This window comes from Actinomadura sp. K4S16, assembly GCF_008327685.1.
In the GTDB taxonomy this organism is placed as follows: domain Bacteria; phylum Actinomycetota; class Actinomycetes; order Streptosporangiales; family Streptosporangiaceae; genus Spirillospora.
This window is the reverse complement of sequence record NZ_BDDE01000029.1, coordinates 150,082-169,295: the sequence shown is the minus strand read 5'-3', so window position 1 is coordinate 169,295 and position 19,214 is coordinate 150,082. Positions and strand designations below refer to the sequence as shown.

Below are 19,214 nucleotides of genomic sequence, written 5' to 3'. Positions count from 1 at the left end.
GAGGCAACCCTGCTAACTTACCAGACCCATCTCCGCTGTCAAGTAGATCCGTGAAGATCTTTTCGACGAGTCGGAGGTGTGCCCGTCCCCACGCGACGACACATCCCCAGGCCGAAGAGACCTGGAAAGATCGTTCCGTAGGAGGCGCCCTGCGGGCCGGCCACCTCGCGGCGTCCTGCATCCCGTATCAGGCTGTCCAGCCATCCTACAACAGTCCGAGCGGTGCTCGAACCATTTTCGGCGGCTTGGCTCCCCAGGGCCGGCCGCCTTCCGGCGTCCGCTTCCCCTTGGGGCGAGAGAGACATTAAGACGCTCCGCGGGGACCGTCAAATCGCGGCGGCCGCGACCCGCGGACCTTTGTCACGGGAGCACAGCATCGAGCGCGCTGACCTCGTCTTTCCCGTACTACGTGCTTCCGGTCACAGTGGGGTACCGTGCCCTGACCACCCACCCGCGGCAGGCCGTCACGCGGGACGGGCGGCGGCTCCCGGCGCGACCCTTGACCGAGGCCAGGAGGAGATCTCGTGAACGTGTCCTTCACCGCCCGCACGTCGGCGGAGCGTCTGGTGGTCGCCGCGACGATGGGGCCGACGGGCCATGACGTGCACGCCTGGCGGTTCAAGGTCGTCTCCGGCCTGATCGAGGTGCACGCGGATCCCGACAGGTTCAGGCCGAGGCACGATCCCGCCGGGCGGAGCCTGCACCTCAGCAGCGGCGCCGCTCTGGTGAACCTGCGCCTCGCCGCCGCCCAACTCGGTCACGAGGCCGTGGTCCGGCTGCTCCCGGACCCGGGACGTCCCACCGTCCTCGCGTCCGTGCGTCTGGCCGGCCGCCACCGCGTGTCCCAGGAGGAACGGCTTCTCTACGCGGCCACGCTCCGGCCGTTCCGCTCCGGCCGTTCCGCCGCAGAAGCCTGCCCGCCTCTCCCGGTCATCGACGAGTTGGGCGGGGAGGCTCGGCTCGAAGGAGCGACGCTTCGCCGACTTCCCGCCGCCTGCGATTCGGCAGGGCAGCGGGCGGTGCTGACCACCCGCGGGGACTCCCCCGCCGAGTGGCTGCGCGCGGGCCAGGCTCTGCAGCGGCTCCTGCTGAGCGCCGCGTCCCGCTCGCTCTCCACGTCGTTCCGCTACGAGGCGGTCGACGTGCCGGGCGTCGAGGAGGTGACGGAGCCGGGCGAGACCCCGCAGGTGCTGCTGGAGATCGCTCAGCCCGCCGACGCTCCTACTCGAGCCGCCGGTAGGTGGACAGGACGAACGACAGCGGCGCGGGCAGCGGGTCGGGCAGCCGCTCCAGCCGCTCCCTGAGCTGCTCCTCCGGGACGTGGTGCGCGCTCGGTCCCATCCCGACGAGCGTGATCACCTCGCCGTGCGTCAGGACGGCCTCGGTCTCGAGCTCCTGGCGCGAGTCCAACTTGAAGTAGCCCGCGAGCGCGGCGTCCATGCGCTCGGTCTTGTGCTTGTCGATCGAGAGGAGGCCGAGGGCTTCCACGAGCGTGCCGAGATGCCGGGGTGAGGGCGTCACCGTGAACAGCAGCCCGTCGTCGCGGAGCACGCGGTGGAACTCGGCGGCGTTGCGCGGAGCGAAGACGTTGACGACGGTGTCGGCGGCGCCATCGCGGATAGGGAACGGGCGCCAGAGGTCCGCGACGACGGCCCCGCAGCGCGGATGTGCCTTGGCGGCGCGGCGGGCCGCGTGCTTGGAGATGTCCAGCGCGAGGCCGACGGCCTTGGGCGCCCGGTCGAGGACGCGGCTCAGGTAGTGCCCGGTTCCCGCGCCCGCGTCCAGGACGAAGGCCGGGTCGGCGCGCGAGACGTTCCAGGCGAGCCGGTCCGCGAGGGCCGTGAAGTGGCCCGCCGTCAGGAACTCGTCCCTCGCGCGGACCATCTCGGGCGTGTCGGCCGTTCCCGGGCGGGCGTTGCCCGGCAGCAGGTTGGCGTATCCCTGTCGCGCGATGTCGAAGGCGTGCCCGGCCGGACAGCGCAGTCCGCGGTCGACCAGTTCGAGGCCGGCTCCGCACACGGGGCACACCAGGTATCGGACGACATCGGCGAGCATCCGTCCATCATCGACCATGCGCCCCGGCCGGCGGGCGGCGCCGTCCGCTTCTTTGCCCTCGCGCCGCCCGGGCGCCCGCTGCGCGCCTCGTCCCCGCAACCCGGCGGGCGCGGGTCAGGCCTCCGCCCGCTTGCGGACGTCCTCCATGTCCAGGCCGCGGACCTGCTCGATCACGTTCTCCAGCACCGACTCGGGCAGCGCGCCCGGCTCCGCGAAGACGATCATGCCGTCGCGGATCGCCATCAGCGTGGGGATGGACCTGATCCCGAACCGCTCCGACAGCTCGGGCTCGGCGTCGGTGTCCACCTTGGCGAAGACGATGTCCTCGTGCTTGCCCGCCGACCGCTCGAACACGGGAGCGAACCTCTTGCACGGCCCGCACCACTCGGCCCAGAAGTCGACGAGCACGATGCCGTCGGCCTGAGCCACCTCGTCGAAGTTCTCAGCGGTCAGTGTGACCGTCGCCATGTCGGTTTCTCCTCAGTCGGGGTATCACGACGTAGAGCGGCTTACAGCCTCGCAGTATTCCCCACCCGGGAATCACAGAGCGGTAATTAGCGTTCTCCTCCTAGGGAGATCGCACCGGAGAAGGGTCAGGATGGCTGGAACCCGTACCAAGGGCGACAGGGTCGAAGTCCCCGACAAGGATCTAGTCGGGGCGTACCTCGACCGGATCGGCCGTACTCCCCTGCTCGACGCGCAGGCGGAGGTCGATCTGGCCAAGGCGATCGAAGGGGGCCTGTACGCCGAACAGCTGCTCGAAGAGGGAAGGGTGCCCGAGGGCGCGTCCCGCGAGGAGCTGGAGGAGCTGGCCGCGGCGGGGCTGCGCGCGAAGCAGCGCTTCGTCGAGGCCAACCTGCGGCTGGTGGTCTCGATCGCCCGGAAGTACCCGACCGACTCGTTGCCCCTCATAGACCTCATCCAGGAGGGGAACCTGGGGCTTATGCGCGCGGTGGAGAAGTTCGACTACCGCCGCGGCTTCAAGTTCTCCACGTACGCGACCTGGTGGATCCGGCAGGCGATCGGCCGCGGGCTCAGCCACACCGCCCGCACGATCCGGCTGCCCGTCCACGTGGAGGAGGAGCTGTCGCGGCTGCGGCGCGCGGAGCGCCAGCTCGGCCGCGAGCTCGGCAGGGAGCCGACCCGCGAGGAGCTCGCGGGCAGCCTCGGCGCCGAGGCCGAGCACGTCGACGAACTGCTGCGCTGGCGGCGCGATCCGGCGAGCCTGGACGCGACCGTCGACGACGCCGGCGAGACGCCGATGGGCGACCTGCTGGAGGACCCGGACGCCGTCACCCCGGAGACCGAGATCCTCGCGCTGGACGACATCGAGGGCCTCGGCCGGCTGCTCGACCGGCTTCCCGAGCGCGAGTCCGCGATCCTGCGGGCCCGGTTCGGGATGGACAACGGCCAGCCGCTGTCGTACGCGCAGATCGGCGCCCGGTACGGCCTGAGCCACAACCGGGTCCGCCAGATCACCGACCGTTCGCTGCGGCGGCTGCGCCAGCTGGCGACCGAGACGGACCTCAGCGGCCGCCGGACGCTGGCCGGCGGCCCCGGCAACGCGCCCGAACCGGCCGCCGCCGGAACCCGCGCGGCCTGACGACGTCCACCCCCCGCCGTATGACCTTGACCGGGCGGCCCCGAACGGGGCCGCCCGGTCGCGTTCGCCGGGGGCTGTGCGAGGCTTCCCGTCCGCGGAGCGCGGGCGGTGCCATAGCCTTTCAGGGTGAGCACTTCCGCCGTCATCGGGGACCTCGACGCGTGGCGCGCCCTCCCCGCCCTCCAGCAGCCCGATTGGGACGACCCGGCCGAGGTACGCGCGGTGGCCGCCGAGCTGGCGGCGCAGCCGCCGCTCGTCTTCGCCGGCGAATGCGACCAGTTGAAGGCTCAACTCGCCGACGTAGCCCGCGGTGAGGCGTTCGTCCTGCAGGGCGGCGACTGCGCCGAGACGTTCGAGGGGTCGAACGCCGACGCGGTGAAGAACAAGTTGAAGACGCTGCTCCAGATGGCGGTCGTCCTCACCTACGCGGCGAGCGTCCCCGTCGTGAAGATCGGCCGGATGGCGGGCCAGTACGCCAAGCCGCGCTCCAAGCCCGTGGAGGTGCGCGGCGGCCTGGAGCTCCCCGCCTACCGGGGCGACGCGGTGAACGGGTTCGGCTTCGACGCCGCCTCGCGGCGCAACGACCCGAACCGCCTGCTTAAGGCCTACCACTGCTCGGCGGTGACGCTGAACCTGTGCCGGGCGTTCACCAAGGGCGGCTACGCCGACCTGCGCCAGGTGCACGCCTGGAACCAGGACTTCGTCGCGCAGAGCCCGGCGGGCCGCCGCTACGAGCAGCTGGCGGGCGAGATCGACCGGGCGCTGACGTTCATGAAGGCGTGCGGGGTCAACCCCGACGAGTTCCACGGGGTGGAGTTCTACTCCAGCCACGAGGCGCTGCTCCTGGAGTACGAGCGCGCGCTGACCCGCATCGACCACCTGAGCGGCCTGCCCTACGACGTGTCCGCGCACTTCCTGTGGATCGGCGAGCGGACCCGGCAGCTGGACGGCGCGCACGTGGAGTTCCTGCGCCACATCCGCAACCCGATCGGGGTGAAGCTCGGTCCGACGACCTCGGCCGACGACGCGCTGGCCCTGATCAAGCGGCTGAACCCCGACGGCGAGCCGGGCCGGCTCACCTTCATCACCCGGATGGGGGCGGGCCGCATCCGCGAGGCGCTGCCGCCTCTGATCGAGAAGGTGAACCAGAGCGGGGCCCCGGTCGCGTGGATCTGCGACCCCATGCACGGCAACACGTTCGAGGCGCCGAGCGGGCACAAGACCCGGCGGCTGGACGACGTCCTCGACGAGGTCGCCGGGTTCTTCGAGGTCCACCGGGCGCTCGGCACGCACCCGGGCGGCATCCACATCGAGTTCACCGGCGACGACGTGACCGAGTGCGTCGGCGGCGGGCAGGGGCTCGCCGAGACCGACCTCCACCAGCGCTACGAGACGGCCTGCGACCCGCGGCTCAACCGGGGCCAGTCGCTTGACCTGGCCTTCATGGTCGCGGAGCTGTACCGCAAGTCCGTCTGACCGGGCCATCCGCCCGGTCTGATCGGCGCGCCCACCGGACACGCCCGGTGGGCGCGCTCCCACAGGTGATCGTGCGAGAGGGCGTGTCCCGGCTGGGACGGCGTCTCAGATGCCGACCTCGGCCCAGACGACCTTTCCGCCGGTCACCGGGTCGGCGCCCCAGGAGTCGGCGAAGCGGTCGACGATGAACAGGCCGCGGTGCGACTCGTCCAGGGGGCCGGGGACGGTCAGGCGGGGCAGCTGGGCCGCGCGGTCGCGGACCTCGACGCGGACGCGCCCGCTGCCGCGCAGCAGCCGCAGCTCCAGCGCCGTCCCGGCGTGCCGGACGGCGTTGGCCACGAGCTCGGCCACGATCGCGGTGACGAGCTCCTCGCGGTCCATCAGCGCCCAGGTGCGCATCGTGCGGGCCGCGAGTCGCCTCGCGTACTCGACCGCCTCGGTCTGGGGCGCCGCACGCAACGTGGTCTCGGTCATCGGGTCGGTCACTCCGCCCGCTCGCCGTTCTTCATCGTGTCCCTTCACCGCCCATCGGCCGAAGCCTCCTCCGCCGGGCCCTCGATGAGGAAGCGGTCGAGCCCGGTGGTGCGCAGCACGTTCTCGACGCGGCCGTAGGCCCCGGTGACGGTGAGCGTGGCGTTCTGCGCGCGCGCGTGCTTGTACGCGCGGACGAGGACGTTCAGGCCGGAGGAGTCACAGAAGTCGACCGCCGCGAGGTCGACGACGACCGACCGCTCGCCCGCGTCCACGAGCTCGGTCAGCCGAGCGCGCAGCTCGTCGGAGGAGTGCAGGTCTATAGAGCCGCGCGCGGCGATCGTCGCACGGCCTTCCTGTCGTGTCGTGTGCAAGGCAAGCCCCACGCCACCCCACCTTACCGATTGTTGGTCTCCATCATGACGCCCGCAGAACGATGAGGGCAACGTCGTCGTTCGACGGCTCCGGGCCGAAGTCGCGTACCGCGCGCTGGATGCGGGCCGCCACGGCGCCCGCGCTCAGCCCGGTGCAGCCGGCGAGCAGCTTCTCCAGGCCGTGTCCGTCGCCCAGGAGCCGGCTGCCGGAGCGCCGCTCGGTGACGCCGTCGGTCACGCAGAGCAGGACCTCGCCGCGGCGCAGCTCGACGGTGTCGGTGTGGAACTCCACGCCGTCGAAGACGCCCAGCAGTGGCTGGGGCGAGGCGACCTCGCGCACGCCGCCCTCAGGGTCGAGCACCAGCGGGGGCGGGTGCCCCGCGCTCGTCAGTTTGATCGTCACGCCGTCGCGGCGCCGCCGGGCCGTGATCTCGCCGTGCAGCAGGGTGAGCAGCCGGCCGCGCTCGCCCTCGCCGAGGATGAGCCGGTTGAGCCGGGTCAGGACGGCCGGGACGGTCATGTCCTCGGCGGCGAGGATGCGCAGCGCGTGCCGGGCGAGGCCGGTGACGGCGGCGGCCTCGGGGCCGGTGCCGCACACGTCGCCGATGGCGAACCGCCAGCGGGACGCGGGGGCCGGTCCGCCGGGCCGGCGGCCGCTCTCGAAGACGTCGTAGAAGTCGCCGCCGACCTCGCTGCCCTCCCCCGCCGGCTCGTAGACCACCGCCACCTCCAGGCCGGGGATCTCCGGGATGCCGGGCGGCAGCAGGCTGCGCTGCAGCGCGCTGCTCATGGCGGTCTGGGCGGAGAACAGGCGCGCGTTGTCGACGGCGAGGGCCGCGCGGCGGCTCAGCTCCTCGGCCAGCTCGATCGCGCTGCGCGGGAAGCGGTCGCCGGCCGGGCGGCCGATCACGATGGTGCCGATGCGCCGGCCGCGGGCGATCAGCGGGAAGGCGTAGACCTGGTCGTTGGCGGTGCCGCCCACGGCGGCCCGGACCTCCTCGGGCGCGGTGGCGAGCCCGTTCCACGGCCCGGAGGCGTCGGTGGGCGGGGCCGCGCCCGCGTGCTCGAGCAGCTCGCGGAGGCCGTCGGCGCGGTCCTCGTCGGCGTGCCACACGTAGGCGAGCCGGTCGGGCTCGGCCTCGGTGACGGTGTAGACGGCGCACCAGGTGGCCAGGCGCGGCACGACGAGCTGGGCGACCAGGGCCATCGTGCGCTCCTGGTCGAGGGTGCCGGCGAGCAGGTCGCTCGCCTCGGCGACGAAGCTGAGCCAGCCGCGCCAGGAGCGTTCCAACTCACCCACCCTGGCCTTCTCCAGGGAGAGCGACATCTCGTCGGCGAGCCGGCCGAGCCGGGCGCCGTCGGACTGGTCGAAGCGGCCGGACAGGGACGAGACGGCCACGATGAGGCCCGTCAGGCGGCCCTGCGACTCCAGCGGGGCGGCGGCCAGCGAGGAGGCCCGCAGCGCGGCGGCGGTCGGATCGGAGGCGTCCGCGGCGACCCAGGCGGAGCCGGCGCGGGCGGCGGGGGTGAGGGAGGCGACCGACAGCTCGCCGAGCGGCATCTCCGCGGCCGTGCCGGCGGCCGACCCTATGATCAGGCGCCCGTCGCGCTCGGTCAGCAGGACGGCGGCGCCCTCGGCGCCGAGCACCTCCCGGACGGTGGCGACGCCGTCCTCCATGGCCTCCACGGCGGCCGGGGAGCGCAGGAGCCGGTCGCCGGCCACGGGGACCTCGCTCGCGCCGCCTGCCAGCCTGCCCTCGCGGACCTGGGCGGCGGCGGCTCCGTCCCGCACCGGCTCGACCGCGCCGGGAGCGCCGCGATCACGGGCGGCGCGCTCGCCCTGCGCGGAGCCGTTCGCGGCGATGTCGGCGGTGAAGGCGGCCTCCGGACCGCCGGCGGCCGCGCCCTCGGGCGCCGCGGCGGCCTCGGCGGCGCCCGGCCGGGTCAGCCGGAACCAGACGCCCTTGGTGCGGCGGTCGTAGGAGACGCCCCAGGAGGCGGCGAGGCGGGCGATCGACGGGAGCCCGCGCCCGCTGGAGGCGGTGACGCCCGGCATCTCGATGCCCCGGGTGGGATGGCGGTCGCGCACCTCGATCTCGACGTCCCGGCCCACGAGGCGGCAGGAGACCTCGAACGAGGTGCCCGCGTAGGCGATCGCGTTGGTGGCGAGCTCGCTCGTCGCCAGGACGGCGTCGTCGGCCACCTCGTCCATGCCCCAGTCGGCGAGCACCTTGCGGACGAACCGGCGCGCGTCCGCCACCGCCGCCGCGGCGGACGGGAAGGTGGCCGTCGCCGTCTGCCGATCCAACTGTCGTCCCTCGTTCGAAGCTTCTCCACCCGGGCCTGGCTATCGTGGCAGACTGGTCGGCCGCCCGGCACCGGGAGGCCTGAACCCGCCCGGGAAGCGGGTCCGGCCTGGGCCTTCACCACCCCCCGCCACAACACGACAGACCGTAACACGAAGGCTACGAGAGCGGACCGGCGGCCGATCCCGCCCGGCCGCCGGAAGCCCGCGGAACGGAGCCCGCCGCCGCACGGCGACGTAGAGTACAGGTGCGGCCGATGAGGCCCCCAGAGCAGCCGGAGTCCGTGGTATCCGGATACCCGATCGATCGCGGGCCAGGAGGATGAAGAGCATGCCGCGTACCGCGTCACGTGCCCGCCCCGGCGGCGGGTACCGCGACACCACCCCGCGTTACAGCGACGCGGACCTCGAACCGCTCCTGAAGGCGCTGGTCGCCGTGCGGGACGGCAAAGCGAAGGCCGAGCTGGACGTGTCGGGTGAGGGCGCTGTGGCGGAGGCCGCGGCCATCCTGGAGGAGATCCGGGACAACGGCATGGAGCTGGCCTCCGGGCTGAGCCGCGTCCGGAAGGAGATCGGCCGGGAGGGGCAGCTGCGGGGGCGCCTGACGCCGGGGACGCTGCGGGGCACGTGGGCCGGCGCGGTGGAGGACGCCAACGCGATCATCGACAAGCTCACCGACCTCGCCACCGGGATGAGCCAGGTGGTGGAGGCGGTCGCCGCCGGGGACCTGAGCCAGCGGGTGGAGCTGCGGGTGCGCGGCCGACCGATGCGCGGGGAGCTGCTGCGCATGGCCAAGTCGGTCAACGGCATGGTCGAGCTGCTCGACCAGTTCACCTGGGAGGTCACCCAGTTCGCCCGCGAGGTCGGCACCGAGGGGCGCCTCGGCGGGCAGGCTCCGGCGCGCGGCATGACCGGCCGCTGGCGGGACGTGACCGCGTCGGTGAACGTGATGGCGTCGCGGCTGACCTCGCAGGTCCGCGACATCGCGGAGGTCACCACGGCGGTGGCGCGCGGCGACCTGACCCGCAAGGTCACGGTCGAGGCGACCGGCGAGCTGCAGGAGCTGAAGCTCACCGTCAACACGATGGTCGACCAGCTGTCGGCGTTCGCCGGCGAGGTCACCCGCGTGGCCCGCGAGGTCGGCACCGAGGGGCAGCTGGGAGGCCAGGCGAACGTGCCGGGCGTCAGCGGCGTCTGGAAGAACCTGACCGACAACGTCAACGCGATGGCGAACAACCTGACCTACCAGGTCCGCAACATCGCCCAGGTCACCACCGCCGTCGCCGAGGGCGACCTCGGCAAGAAGATCACCGTCGACGCGCAGGGCGAGATCCTGCAGCTCAAGAACACCGTGAACACGATGGTCGACACGCTCTCGGCGTTCGCCGACGAGGTCACCCGCGTCGCCCGCGAGGTCGGCACCGAGGGCCGCCTCGGCGGCCAGGCCCGGGTCCCCGGCGTGAGCGGCGTGTGGAAGGACCTGACCAACAACGTCAACGGCATGGCGTCCAACCTGACCTACCAGGTCCGCAACATCGCCCAGGTCACCACCGCCGTCGCCGAGGGCGACCTCGGCAAGAAGATCACGGTCGACGCGCAGGGCGAGATCCTGGAGCTCAAGGACACGGTGAACGCGATGGTCGACACCCTGTCGGCGTTCGCGTCCGAGGTCACCCGCGTCGCCCGCGAGGTCGGCACCGAGGGGCGGCTCGGGGGCCAGGCGATCGTGCCCGGCGCGGGCGGGGTCTGGCTCGACCTGACCGACAACGTCAACTCGATGGCGAACAACCTCACCAACCAGGTGCGCGGGATCGCCCAGGTCACCACGGCGGTGGCGCAGGGCGACCTGACCCGCAAGATCGAGGTCGACGCGCAGGGCGAGATCCTCCAGCTGAAGACCACCCTGAACACCATGGTCGACACCCTCTCGGCGTTCGCCGACGAGGTCAGCCGCGTCGCCCGCGAGGTCGGCACCGAGGGCCGCCTCGGCGGCCAGGCCCGGGTGCCGGGCGCGGGCGGCATGTGGAAGGACCTGACCGACAACGTCAACGGCATGGCGTCCAACCTGACCTACCAGGTCCGCAACATCGCGCAGGTCGCGACCGCGGTCGCGCACGGCGACCTGACGCGGCGCATCGACGTGGACGCCCAGGGCGAGATCCTCGAGCTGAAGACCACGCTGAACACCATGGTCGACACGCTGTCGTCGTTCGCGTCCGAGGTCACCCGCGTGGCGCGGGAGGTCGGCATCGAGGGCCGCCTCGGCGGCCAGGCCGAGGTCGAGGGCGTCTCGGGCACCTGGAAGCGGCTCACCGAGAGCGTCAACGAGCTGGCCGGCAACCTGACCACCCAGGTCCGCGCGATCGGCGAGGTCGCGAGCGCGGTCGCCACCGGCGACCTGACCCGCACGATCACCGTGGAGGCGCGCGGCGAGGTCGCCGAGCTGAGCGACAACGTCAACCTGATGGTCGCGACGCTGCGCGAGACGACCCGCGCGAACGAGGAGCAGGACTGGCTCAAGACCAACCTGGCGCGCATCGGCGGGCTCATGCAGGGCCACCGTGACCTCCAGCAGGTCGCCGACCTGATCATGCGCGAGCTGACGCCGACCGCGAGCGCCCAGTACGGCGCGTTCTACCTGGCCGAGAGCGGGGGCGAGGAGACCGAGCTCGCGCTGATCGCCGGGTACGGGACGCGGCGGCACCGCGGTGGCGCCGTCCGGTTCGGGCTGGGCGAGGGCCTCGTCGGGCAGGCGGCCCAGGAGCGCCGTCCGCTGCTGATCGCCGACGCCCCCGCCGACTACGTCAAGATCGGGTCGGGCCTCGGCGAGGCGTCCCCGGTCAACATCATCGTGCTGCCGATCGTGTTCGAGGACGAGGTGCTCGGCGCGATCGAGCTGGCCTCGTTCGGCCGGTTCACCGACGTCCACCTGGCGTTCTTCAGCCAGCTGATCGAGACGATCGGGGTCACGCTCAACGCGATCCGGGCCAACACCCGCACCGAGGCGCTGCTCGGCGAATCGCAGCGGCTCGCGCAGGAGCTGCAGGAGCGGTCGGACGAGCTGCAGCGCCAGCAGGGCGAGCTGCGGCACTCCAACACCGAGCTGGAGGAGAAGGCGGCGCTGCTGGCCCAGCAGAACCGCGCGATCGAGATCCAGAACTTCCAGATCGAGCAGGCCAGGCGGACGCTGGAGGAGCGCGCCGAGCAGCTGGCGATCTCCTCGCGGTACAAGTCGGAGTTCCTTGCGAACATGTCGCACGAGCTGCGCACGCCGCTGAACAGCCTGCTGGTGCTGGCCAAGCTGCTGTCGGAGAACCAGGACGGCAACCTCACCGGCAAGCAGGTGGAGTTCGCCCGGACGATCCACGAGTCCGGCACCGACCTGCTGGAGCTGATCAACGACATCCTGGACCTGGCGAAGGTCGAGGCCGGGAAGATGGAGGCGCACCCGCAGCGGCTGTCGGTGTCGGCGCTGGTCGACTACGTGGACGCCACGTTCCGACCGCTGTCGGTCGACAAGGGCCTGCACTTCGGGGTGGAGGTCGCGCCCGACGTCCCGGCCGCGCTGAACACCGACGAGCAACGGCTGCAGCAGGTGCTGCGGAACCTGCTGTCGAACGCGGTGAAGTTCACCGCCGAGGGCGAGGTGCGGCTGCTGATCGAGCGGGCCGGCGACATCGACTTCACGCTGCCCGCGCTGTGGAACACCCCCGACGTGATCGCGTTCCGGGTGATCGACACCGGGATCGGGGTGAGCGCCGACAAGCTGCAGGAGATCTTCGAGCCGTTCCAGCAGGCCGACGGGACCACGAGCCGCCGTTACGGCGGCACCGGGCTCGGCCTGTCGATCAGCCGCAACATCGCGCGGCTGCTGGGCGGGGAGATCCACGCCGAGAGCCAGCCGGGCCGCGGCAGCGTGTTCACGCTCTACCTGCCCGCCCAGTACGACGACCGCGACGACCGGCGCCGCCCCGCGCTGCCGGACGAGGTGGTCGCGGGGGCCGAGGCCGCGCCCGGCCTGGGCTCCGGCGCCGCGCCCGGGAACGGCGTCGCGGGCGCGACCGGGGAGGGCCCGCTGCCGGTGGAGCAGCGCCCGCCGGGCGCGGAGCGTTCCGGCAAGCCCGAGCAGGCGCTCAACGGGCTGCTGCAGGAGCCCCCCACCGACTTCCTCGACACGGTCCTGTCGGGCCGCAAGGTCTTGATCGTCGACGACGACGTGCGGAACGTGTTCGCGCTCACCAGCGTCCTGGAGGGCTACGGCATGGAGGTCCTCTACGCCGAGGACGGGCAGGCCGGGATCGACGTCCTGCACCGCAATCCCGACGTGGCGGTCGTGCTGATGGACATCATGATGCCGGGCCTGGACGGCTACGCCACCACGGCCGCGATCAGGGAGATGCCGCAGTTCGCCGAGTTGCCGATCATCGTCATCACGGCCAAGGTGATGAAGGAGGACCGGGAGAAGAGTCTCGCCTCGGGCGCGTCGGACTATGTGCCGAAGCCCGTGGACGTGGACCATCTCCTTGATGTCATGAGGAACTGGCTGCAGCCCTCCGTCGTCCGCTGAGGAGAGGAGCCGGGGCAGCAGGGATCGCCGTGGAGGTGCGGCGTCAGGCGGGGACCGTGATCGGAGAGACGCGCGTGGACGACAAGGCCAAGATCCTGCTCGTGGACGACCGCGAGGAGAACCTGATCGCGCTGGAGGCCATCCTCAGCTCGCTCGATCAGGACCTGGTCCGGGCGCGGTCCGGCGAGGACGCGCTGAAGGCCCTGCTCACCGAGGAGTACGCGGTCATCCTGCTGGACGTCGTCATGCCGGGCATGGACGGGTTCGAGACGGCCCGCGACATCAAGCGCCGCAAGAAGACCCGCGACCTGCCGATCATCTTCCTCACCGCGGTGAACAGCGACCCCGACTACGCCTTCCGGGGGTACGCGGCGGGCGCGGTCGACTTCATCTCCAAGCCGTTCGACCCGTGGGTGCTGCGGGCCAAGGTCTCGGTGTTCGTGGAGCTGCACAACAAGAACAAGCAGCTCCGCGACCAGACGGCGCTGCTGCGCGAGCAGGCCGCCCTCCTGAGGGACCAGACGGCCCTGCTGAAGGCGCGGCCCGCCGGGACGCCGCAGGAGCCCTCCGCCGACCGGTCCGTGGGCGAGCGCCTGGCCTCGGTGGAGGAGCAGGCCGAGGTGCTCGGCAAGCACCTCCCGGCCGCGCTGCGCGACGAGTACGAGGAGCTCAGCCGCAGGATCGTCTCGCTCCGGGAGGCCGTCGACGGGCAGGAGCCCGTGGAGGGCCTCGCGGAGTGACGGCTTCCGGCACCGCGGGACAGCCGGGCGTATCCGTGCGGTGACGCTTCGCGGGCGCGGGGGTTGGGGAGGATTTCTCGGCGGAGGTGGTCCCCGTGGGTGTCGCCACGCTCTTCCTCGCCGGTGCCGGGACGGGTCTGCTCGCGGGCGGCACCACCTGCGCGGCCACGCAGCTCGGCCTGCTCACCGGGGCCGTCAGCGGGGGGCGGGCGGCGGCCAGGCCGGTGGGGGCGTTCCTCGCGGCGAAGCTGGTCTCGCACGCGCTGCTGGGGGCGCTGCTCGGGCTGGCGGGGGGCGCCGTCCAGCCCGGCCCGCGGGTGCGCGGCGTCCTGCTCGCGGCGGCCGCGGTGGTCCTCGCCGTGTTCGCCCTCGACCTGCTGGGCTTCGGGCCCGCGCGGCGCCTCCTGCGGCGCGGGCGGGAGCCTGGGCACCGCCGGGAGCCTGAGCACTGCCGGGAACCTGAGCACCACCAGGAGCCGAGCCACTGCCAGGAGCCGAGCCATTGCCAGGAGTCAGGCCCCTGCCAGGGGGCAGGGCACCGGCCTGCGGCGCGAGCCGGGCGTCCCGCCGCGCTCGGGGCGGCGACGGTGCTGCTCCCGTGCGGGCTGACACTGTCGGCCGAGTTGGTCGCGGTGACCTCGGGGTCGGCGCTCGGCGGCGCGGCCGTCATGTCCGGGTTCGTGATCGGGACGGCGCCGCTGTTCGGGCTCATCGGCGTGACGGTCGGCCGCTCGCTGCGGGCGCTGCGGGGGCGGCTGACCGCCCTGCTGGCCGTCGGCCTCCTCGCCGCGGCCGGCTGGACGCTGCTGTCGGGCCTGCGCCTCGGCGGGTGGCTCCCGGACGGCGGCGGAGCCGCCTCGGCGGCCGACTCGGCGCGTTTCGTCAGGTCGGACGCGTCCGGAACCCAGATCGTGACCGTGTGGGCCCTGGACCGCGGCTACCGGCCCGCAGTGGTGACCGCCCGCGCCGGGGTGCACACCGTTCTGGTGTTGAAAACGAGGGGGACGCGGGGTCACACGCGGGCGTTCACCGTCCCGAGTCTCGGCAAGGACGTGATCCTCCCCGTGACCGGTGAGACGCGCGTCGACCTCGGTACCCCGGGGCCGGGCCGGATGCGCTTCGTGTGCGCGTCCGGCCACTACCCCGGGGCGATCACGTTCCGCTAGGCGGAACCGGCCGGGGTCACGCGCCGGCCTCCAGCTTGGCGCGGGCGGCGGCGATGCGGGCGAGGGTGCGGTCGCGGCCGAGGATCTCCAGCGACTCGAACAGCGGAAGCCCCACGGTGCGGCCGGTGACGGCGACGCGGACGGGCGCCTGGGTCTTGCCGAGCTTGAGCCCGTGCTCGGCGCCGATCCGCTCCAGCCGGTCCTTCAGCTCGGCGGCGTTCCACGGCGCGTCCTGGTAGGCGGCCTCGGCGGCGGCGAGGATCGCGGCGGCGGGCTCCTTCATCGCCTTGTTCCAGGACTGCTCGTCGGCCGGCGGCTCGTCCAGGAACGCGAAGTCGATCATCTGGACGATCTCCGACAGCAGCGCGACGCGGGTCTGCGCGAGCGGCGCCAGCTCGGCGAACACCGCGACGTCCACGTCGAACGGCGCCTCCTGCAGGAACGGCAGGCACTCGGCGATGAACTTCTCGACGGGCAGGGCCCGGATGTACTCGCCGTTGATCGCGCGGAGCTTCTTGACGTCGAAGAACGCGGGCGAGGTGTTGACGTCCTCGATCCGGAACTCCTCGACCATCACGTCCCACGGGACGATTTCGCGGTCGTCGGAGGGGGCCCAGCCGAGGAGCATCAGGTAGTTGCGCATGGCCTCGGCGAGGTAGCCCTCGGCGCGGTAGTCCTCCAGGGCGACCTTGTCGCGGCGCTTGGAGAGCTTCTGCCGCTTCTCGTTCACGATGACGGGCACGTGCGCCCACACGGGCGGCTCCGCGCCGAGCGCCTCCCACAGCAGCTGCTGCTTGGGCGCGTTGGACAGGTGCTCCTCGCCGCGCACCACGTGGGTGATGCCCTGGCTGATGTCGTCGACCGCGTTGGCCAGCAGGAACATGACGGAGCCGTCGGCGCGGGCGATGACGAAGTCCTCGAGGAGGGCGTTGTCGAAGACGGGCTTGCCGCGCAGCAGGTCGACGACGGTGGTCTGGCCCTCGTCCGGGGTGCGGAAGCGCAGGGCCCGCCCCGGGCCGGGCTCCAGGCCGCGGTCGCGGCAGAAGCCGTCGTAGCCCTTGTGCTGGTCGCCGCCGCGGCGGGCGACCAGCGCCTCGCGGGAGCAGTCGCAGTAGTAGGCGCGCCCGGCCTCCTTCAGCGTGTGGACCGCCTCGGCGTGCTTGTCGGCGTTGGCGGACTGGAAGTAGGGGCCCTCGTACTGCCCGCCGTCCATCCCGAGCCACGCCAGGGCGCGGATGATGCCCTCGGTCCATTCGGGACTGTTGCGGGAGGCGTCGGTGTCCTCGATCCGCAGCACGAGCGTCCCGCCCGACTGCGCGGCCATCGCCCAGTTGAACAGCGCCGAGCGGGCGCCGCCGACATGGAACATGCCGGTCGGTGACGGGGCGAAACGTACGCGGATCGAAGAGGTCGAAGACATGCCTACCAGCGTAGAGCGCGCGGGACCCCGCTCGCGCCGGGTTTGTTCAGGGCTTCCAGTGCGGGTCGCGGCCGGACAGCCCGATGACGCGGTCGAGGAGCGGCGCGTCCTCGGGCACGGGGACCTCGGGGCCGAGCGCGCCGTACTTGCGGCTGATCTCGGCCGTGGAGACGAGCTGCTCCCAGGCGGCCTCCACTACCGGGGTGGGGAAGGAGGGCTCGCGGCCGATGGCGACGGCGAGATCCCACCCGTGCAGGACGCACTCGCCGAACACGATCCCCGCGATGAACCCGGCGGGCATGCCCTCCTTGTTGCCGGTCAGGCTCGTGTTGCCCTCCCACGCGCCCGGGTCCTGCCATGCCTCGGCCGTCCTTCGGGCCTGCTCGGCGAAGCGCTCGGCCCAGCCGGGCTCGGCGGTGAAGTCGTGGTCCTCCGCCGGCCCGGCGGGCGGCAGCCTGCGCGCGGCCGTCCCGCCCCTCGCGTTCCACAGGATCAGATGGTTGAGGAGGGCCCGCACGTCCCAGTCCGGGCAGGGAGTGGGCGCGTCCAGTTCCCCCTCCGGGGTCTCCAGGACGATCCGCGCCGCGGCCTCCGCCGCGGGCATCATCTGGCTCCGGATATCCATGGTCTCTTCCTCGCTCATCCGTTCGAACACATGGGAAACGCTAGAACGGGCCCGCGGCGGCGGTCTTGAAGAAACGCGACACCGTCTAGCCTGAGCCGGTGAACCGATCCCTACCCGGCGGGACGCGGGGCATCCTGCACGCCCGGACGGGCCTGGAGCGCTTCTCCATCGAGCGGCGCGAACCGCCCGCCGCGCTGGCCCCGTTCGTCGCGAACTTCTGGCTGCTGCGCTGGGACCTGCGCGGACGGCCACCGCACCGCCAGCGGATCCTCACGCGCCCGTCCGTCCACGTGACGTTCACCAGCTACCTGGCCGGCGGGGCGACACGGGCCCGGATCGCCGGGGTGGTGCGCGACGACTTCGTCGAGGAGATCCACGGCGAGGGGCGCGTGGTGGGCGCCGCCTTCCGGCCGGGCGGGTTCAGGCCGTTCATGGACGCGCCGGTGTCCACGCTGACGGGCCGGTTCGCGGGAGTGGACGAGGTCTTCGGCGAGGAGGGCCTCGCTCTCGCCGAGGAGATCTTCTCCACCGCGGACGACCACGAGGCGGTCGAGCGGCTCGCGGCGTTCCTGACCGGCCGGGGCCCCGAGCCCGACGCGTCAGCCGCGAAGGCCGCCGCGGTCGTCGAGCGGATCGCGGCCTGGCCGGGCCTGGCGCGGGTGGACGATCTCGCCGAGGACGTCGGGCTGAGCCCGCGCAGCCTTCAGCGACTGTTCCACGAGTACGTGGGCATCGGCCCGAAGTGGGTGATCCGGCGGTTCCGGATGCAGGAGGCGGCGGAGCGGGCCGCGTCCGGGACGGGGGTCGACTGGGCGGAGCTGGCGGCCGAGCTGGGCTACGCCGACCAGGCGCACTTCACCCGCGACTTCACCGCCGCCGTCGGGACCTCGCCCGGCCGGTACGCGCGAGAGGCGGGGCGGCCTGCTCCGGAGGCGGGCCCGCATGCGCCGGAGGCGGGGCCTGGCAGGATCGACGCATGAGCGTCCCCTCCCCCGACCCCTTCGACGACCTCGCCGCGTTCCGTGCCCTCGCCGCCGAACGGCTCGGCTCGTTCGAGCACACGACCGTCCCCGACACGCCCGGCCTGCGCCGCGCCGGGGTCGTGCTGTGCGCCGTCGAGCACGAGGGCGCACCGTCGCTGATCGTCATCAGGCGCGCCTACCGGGGACGCAACGCGGGGCAGTGGGCGCTGCCGGGCGGCCGCCTGGAGGACGGCGAGACCCTCGAGCAGGCGGCGCTGCGCGAGCTGCGCGAGGAGATCGGCCTGACCGCGGGCCCGGCCGACGTCCTCGGCAGGCTCGACGACTTCCCCGCCGCGTCCGGCTTCGCGATCACGCCGGTCGTGGTGGCGCTGGACGACCCGGGCCCGCTCGCGCCGTGCCCGGACGAGGTCCACTCGGTCCACCTCACGACCCTGCGCAAGCTCGCCGCCGACGACACCCCGCGGTGGGTCCCGCAGCCGGACGGCGGGCGCCTGCTGCAGATGTGGCTGGGCCCGGAGTGGCGCGTCCACGCCCCGACCGGCGCGATGCTGTGGCAGTTCCGCGAGGTCGTGCTGCTCGGCCGGCAGGTCAGGGTCGCTGACTTCCTCCAGCCCGACTGGACGCGCCACTGAGCGTCAGAACGTCCCGCCGTCCACGACGACGCGCTGCCCGGTGACGTAGGACGCGGCGTCCGAGACGAGGAACCGGACCACGTCGGCGACCTCTTCGGGCGTGCACACGTGCCCGTAGGGGGACGCGGCGTCCTGCTGCCGGATGTCCTCGATCCCGGCCGTGGCCCGGACCAGCCGGCGCCCCATCTCGGTGTCCACCAGGCCGGGGGCGACGACGTTGACGTGCATGCCGTTGCCGCGCTCCTCCTTGGCGATCACCTGGGCGAGCGCCTCCATCGCCGCCTTGCCCATCGCGTAGGGGCCGCCGAACGCCGGCATCAGGTCCGTGGCGACGCTCGACACGAAGACCAGGTCGCTGCGCTCGGCGCGCCGCATCAGCGGGATCAGCGCCTGGCTGAGGTGGTGCGGGCCGAACGCGTGCACGCGCATGACCCGCTCCAGCTCGGCGGGGTCGGTGTCGGCGACGCTGTTGCCGCGGCTGGCGATCCCGGCGCTGTGGACGAGGATGTCCAGCTCGCCCAGCTCCGCCTCCACCCGCGCGGCCAGCGAACGGCACTGGTCGAGGTCGTCGACCGAGGCGCGGAACGCATGGCCCCGCACCCCAGCGGCCTCGATGTCGGCGACCGTCTTGCGCGCGGCCTCGTCATCGCGCCGGTAGGCGACGGCGACCCGGGCGCCGTCGGCGGCCAGGGCCAGGGCGATGGCCCGGCCGATCCCCCGGCTTCCACCGGTGACCAGGGCCGTTCGGCCGTCGAGAGAACTCACGGGGCACTCCTTCGTCAGGGCTGCTTGCGGCG

Annotated in this window: 16 protein-coding genes; 8 read left to right on the top strand and 8 right to left on the bottom strand. The window is 72.8% G+C overall.

Translation table 11 applies throughout. The features are described 5' to 3' along the window. Window positions 1–524 precede the first annotated feature (524 nt). Window positions 525–1,304 carry a hypothetical protein gene (locus tag K4S16_RS41165; RefSeq protein WP_200842415.1) on the top strand — a complete coding sequence of 260 codons (780 nt, stop codon included), beginning with the start codon at window positions 525–527 and terminating at the stop codon, window positions 1,302–1,304. On the opposite strand, the gene K4S16_RS41160 is transcribed toward K4S16_RS41165, so the two are convergent. Both K4S16_RS41160 and trxA read right to left on the bottom strand, forming a co-directional pair. Continuing rightward, complete coding sequence (locus K4S16_RS41160; RefSeq protein WP_149264528.1) at window positions 1,222–2,055, bottom strand: putative RNA methyltransferase; 834 nt, start codon at window positions 2,053–2,055, stop codon at window positions 1,222–1,224. The two genes, K4S16_RS41165 and K4S16_RS41160, sit on opposite strands and share 83 nt — an antisense overlap. Before the next feature lie 114 nt (window positions 2,056–2,169). Beyond that, window positions 2,170–2,523, bottom strand: a complete 354-nt coding sequence (gene trxA / locus K4S16_RS41155; RefSeq protein WP_149264527.1) for a thioredoxin — start codon at window positions 2,521–2,523, stop codon at window positions 2,170–2,172. A gap of 130 nt (window positions 2,524–2,653) precedes the next feature. On the opposite strand from trxA, the gene K4S16_RS41150 reads away from it, so the two are divergent. Together K4S16_RS41150 and K4S16_RS41145 are read left to right on the top strand one after the other, a co-directional pair. Further along, a complete protein-coding gene (locus K4S16_RS41150) occupies window positions 2,654–3,658 on the top strand; it encodes an RNA polymerase sigma factor RpoD/SigA (RefSeq protein ID WP_235037401.1) in 1,005 nt (334 codons plus the stop codon). A 126-nt stretch (window positions 3,659–3,784) separates the two neighbouring features. Then, window positions 3,785–5,134 carry a class II 3-deoxy-7-phosphoheptulonate synthase gene (locus tag K4S16_RS41145; RefSeq protein ID WP_149264526.1) on the top strand — a complete coding sequence of 450 codons (1,350 nt, stop codon included), beginning with the start codon at window positions 3,785–3,787 and terminating at the stop codon, window positions 5,132–5,134. Window positions 5,135–5,239: 105 nt separating this feature from the next. On the opposite strand, the gene K4S16_RS41140 is transcribed toward K4S16_RS41145, so the two are convergent. From K4S16_RS41140 to K4S16_RS41130, 3 genes are read right to left on the bottom strand one after another with little or no spacing between them, the layout of a single operon-like run. Further along, entirely contained in the window at window positions 5,240–5,608 is a 369-nt protein-coding gene (locus K4S16_RS41140; RefSeq protein ID WP_235037400.1) for an ATP-binding protein, read from the bottom strand. 44 nt (window positions 5,609–5,652) lie between these two features. Continuing rightward, the gene (locus K4S16_RS41135) at window positions 5,653–5,991 is read right to left on the bottom strand and encodes an STAS domain-containing protein (protein WP_149264524.1); all 339 of its coding nucleotides are present in this window, start codon (window positions 5,989–5,991) and stop codon (window positions 5,653–5,655) included. A 31-nt stretch (window positions 5,992–6,022) separates the two neighbouring features. Next, window positions 6,023–8,287, bottom strand: coding sequence for a SpoIIE family protein phosphatase (locus tag K4S16_RS41130; protein WP_149264523.1), 2,265 nt, complete (start codon window positions 8,285–8,287; stop codon window positions 6,023–6,025). Window positions 8,288–8,615: 328 nt separating this feature from the next. Between K4S16_RS41130 and K4S16_RS41125 the strand changes: the two genes are divergently transcribed. The 3 genes from K4S16_RS41125 to K4S16_RS41115 all read left to right on the top strand — a co-directional run bounded on the left by K4S16_RS41125 (window position 8,616) and on the right by K4S16_RS41115 (window position 14,757). Beyond that, window positions 8,616–12,851 carry a HAMP domain-containing protein gene (locus tag K4S16_RS41125; RefSeq protein ID WP_235037399.1) on the top strand — a complete coding sequence of 1,412 codons (4,236 nt, stop codon included), beginning with the start codon at window positions 8,616–8,618 and terminating at the stop codon, window positions 12,849–12,851. A 74-nt stretch (window positions 12,852–12,925) separates the two neighbouring features. Beyond that, complete coding sequence (locus K4S16_RS41120) at window positions 12,926–13,591, top strand: two-component system response regulator (RefSeq protein WP_149264542.1); 666 nt, start codon at window positions 12,926–12,928, stop codon at window positions 13,589–13,591. Between the two features lie 95 nt (window positions 13,592–13,686). Continuing rightward, a complete protein-coding gene (locus tag K4S16_RS41115; RefSeq protein ID WP_149264521.1) occupies window positions 13,687–14,757 on the top strand; it encodes a sulfite exporter TauE/SafE family protein in 1,071 nt (356 codons plus the stop codon). 16 nt (window positions 14,758–14,773) lie between these two features. Here the strand turns inward: K4S16_RS41115 and gltX are convergent, their stop codons facing one another. Further along, window positions 14,774–16,177, bottom strand: a complete 1,404-nt coding sequence (gltX, locus tag K4S16_RS41110; RefSeq protein WP_149264520.1) for a glutamate--tRNA ligase — start codon at window positions 16,175–16,177, stop codon at window positions 14,774–14,776. A gap of 46 nt (window positions 16,178–16,223) precedes the next feature. Beyond that, window positions 16,224–16,802: a TIGR03086 family metal-binding protein gene (locus K4S16_RS41105; RefSeq protein WP_149264519.1), complete on the bottom strand. Its 579-nt coding sequence runs from the start codon at window positions 16,800–16,802 to the stop codon at window positions 16,224–16,226. A gap of 98 nt (window positions 16,803–16,900) precedes the next feature. Here K4S16_RS41105 and K4S16_RS41100 point away from each other — a divergent pair, with 98 nt between their 5' ends. Then, the gene (locus K4S16_RS41100; RefSeq protein WP_200842414.1) at window positions 16,901–17,782 is read left to right on the top strand and encodes an AraC family transcriptional regulator; all 882 of its coding nucleotides are present in this window, start codon (window positions 16,901–16,903) and stop codon (window positions 17,780–17,782) included. Beyond that, window positions 17,779–18,417 (top strand): CoA pyrophosphatase, encoded by a 639-nt coding sequence (locus K4S16_RS41095; RefSeq protein WP_149264518.1) that lies wholly within the window; start codon window positions 17,779–17,781, stop codon window positions 18,415–18,417. The genes K4S16_RS41100 and K4S16_RS41095 overlap by 4 nt, the downstream gene beginning before the upstream one ends. A gap of 3 nt (window positions 18,418–18,420) precedes the next feature. Here K4S16_RS41095 and K4S16_RS41090 read toward each other — a convergent pair whose 3' ends face one another. Next, on the bottom strand, window positions 18,421–19,182 hold the full coding sequence (locus K4S16_RS41090; protein ID WP_149264517.1) for an SDR family NAD(P)-dependent oxidoreductase: 762 nt from the start codon (window positions 19,180–19,182) through the stop codon (window positions 18,421–18,423). Window positions 19,183–19,214: the final 32 nt, after the last annotated feature.

Excerpts from the sequence above, each read along its gene's own strand:
- K4S16_RS41105 (WP_149264519.1), bottom strand. The coding sequence starts at position 16,802 with ATGGATATCCGGAGCCAGATGATGCCCGCGGCGGAGGCCGCGGCGCGG.
- K4S16_RS41095 (WP_149264518.1), top strand. The coding sequence starts at position 17,779 with ATGAGCGTCCCCTCCCCCGACCCCTTCGACGACCTCGCCGCGTTCCGT.
- K4S16_RS41160 (WP_149264528.1), bottom strand. The coding sequence starts at position 2,055 with ATGCTCGCCGATGTCGTCCGATACCTGGTGTGCCCCGTGTGCGGAGCC.
- gltX (WP_149264520.1), bottom strand. The coding sequence starts at position 16,177 with ATGTCTTCGACCTCTTCGATCCGCGTACGTTTCGCCCCGTCACCGACC.
- K4S16_RS41150 (WP_235037401.1), top strand. The coding sequence starts at position 2,654 with ATGGCTGGAACCCGTACCAAGGGCGACAGGGTCGAAGTCCCCGACAAG.
- K4S16_RS41140 (WP_235037400.1), bottom strand. The coding sequence starts at position 5,608 with ATGACCGAGACCACGTTGCGTGCGGCGCCCCAGACCGAGGCGGTCGAG.
- K4S16_RS41125 (WP_235037399.1), top strand. The coding sequence starts at position 8,616 with ATGCCGCGTACCGCGTCACGTGCCCGCCCCGGCGGCGGGTACCGCGAC.
- trxA (WP_149264527.1), bottom strand. The coding sequence starts at position 2,523 with ATGGCGACGGTCACACTGACCGCTGAGAACTTCGACGAGGTGGCTCAG.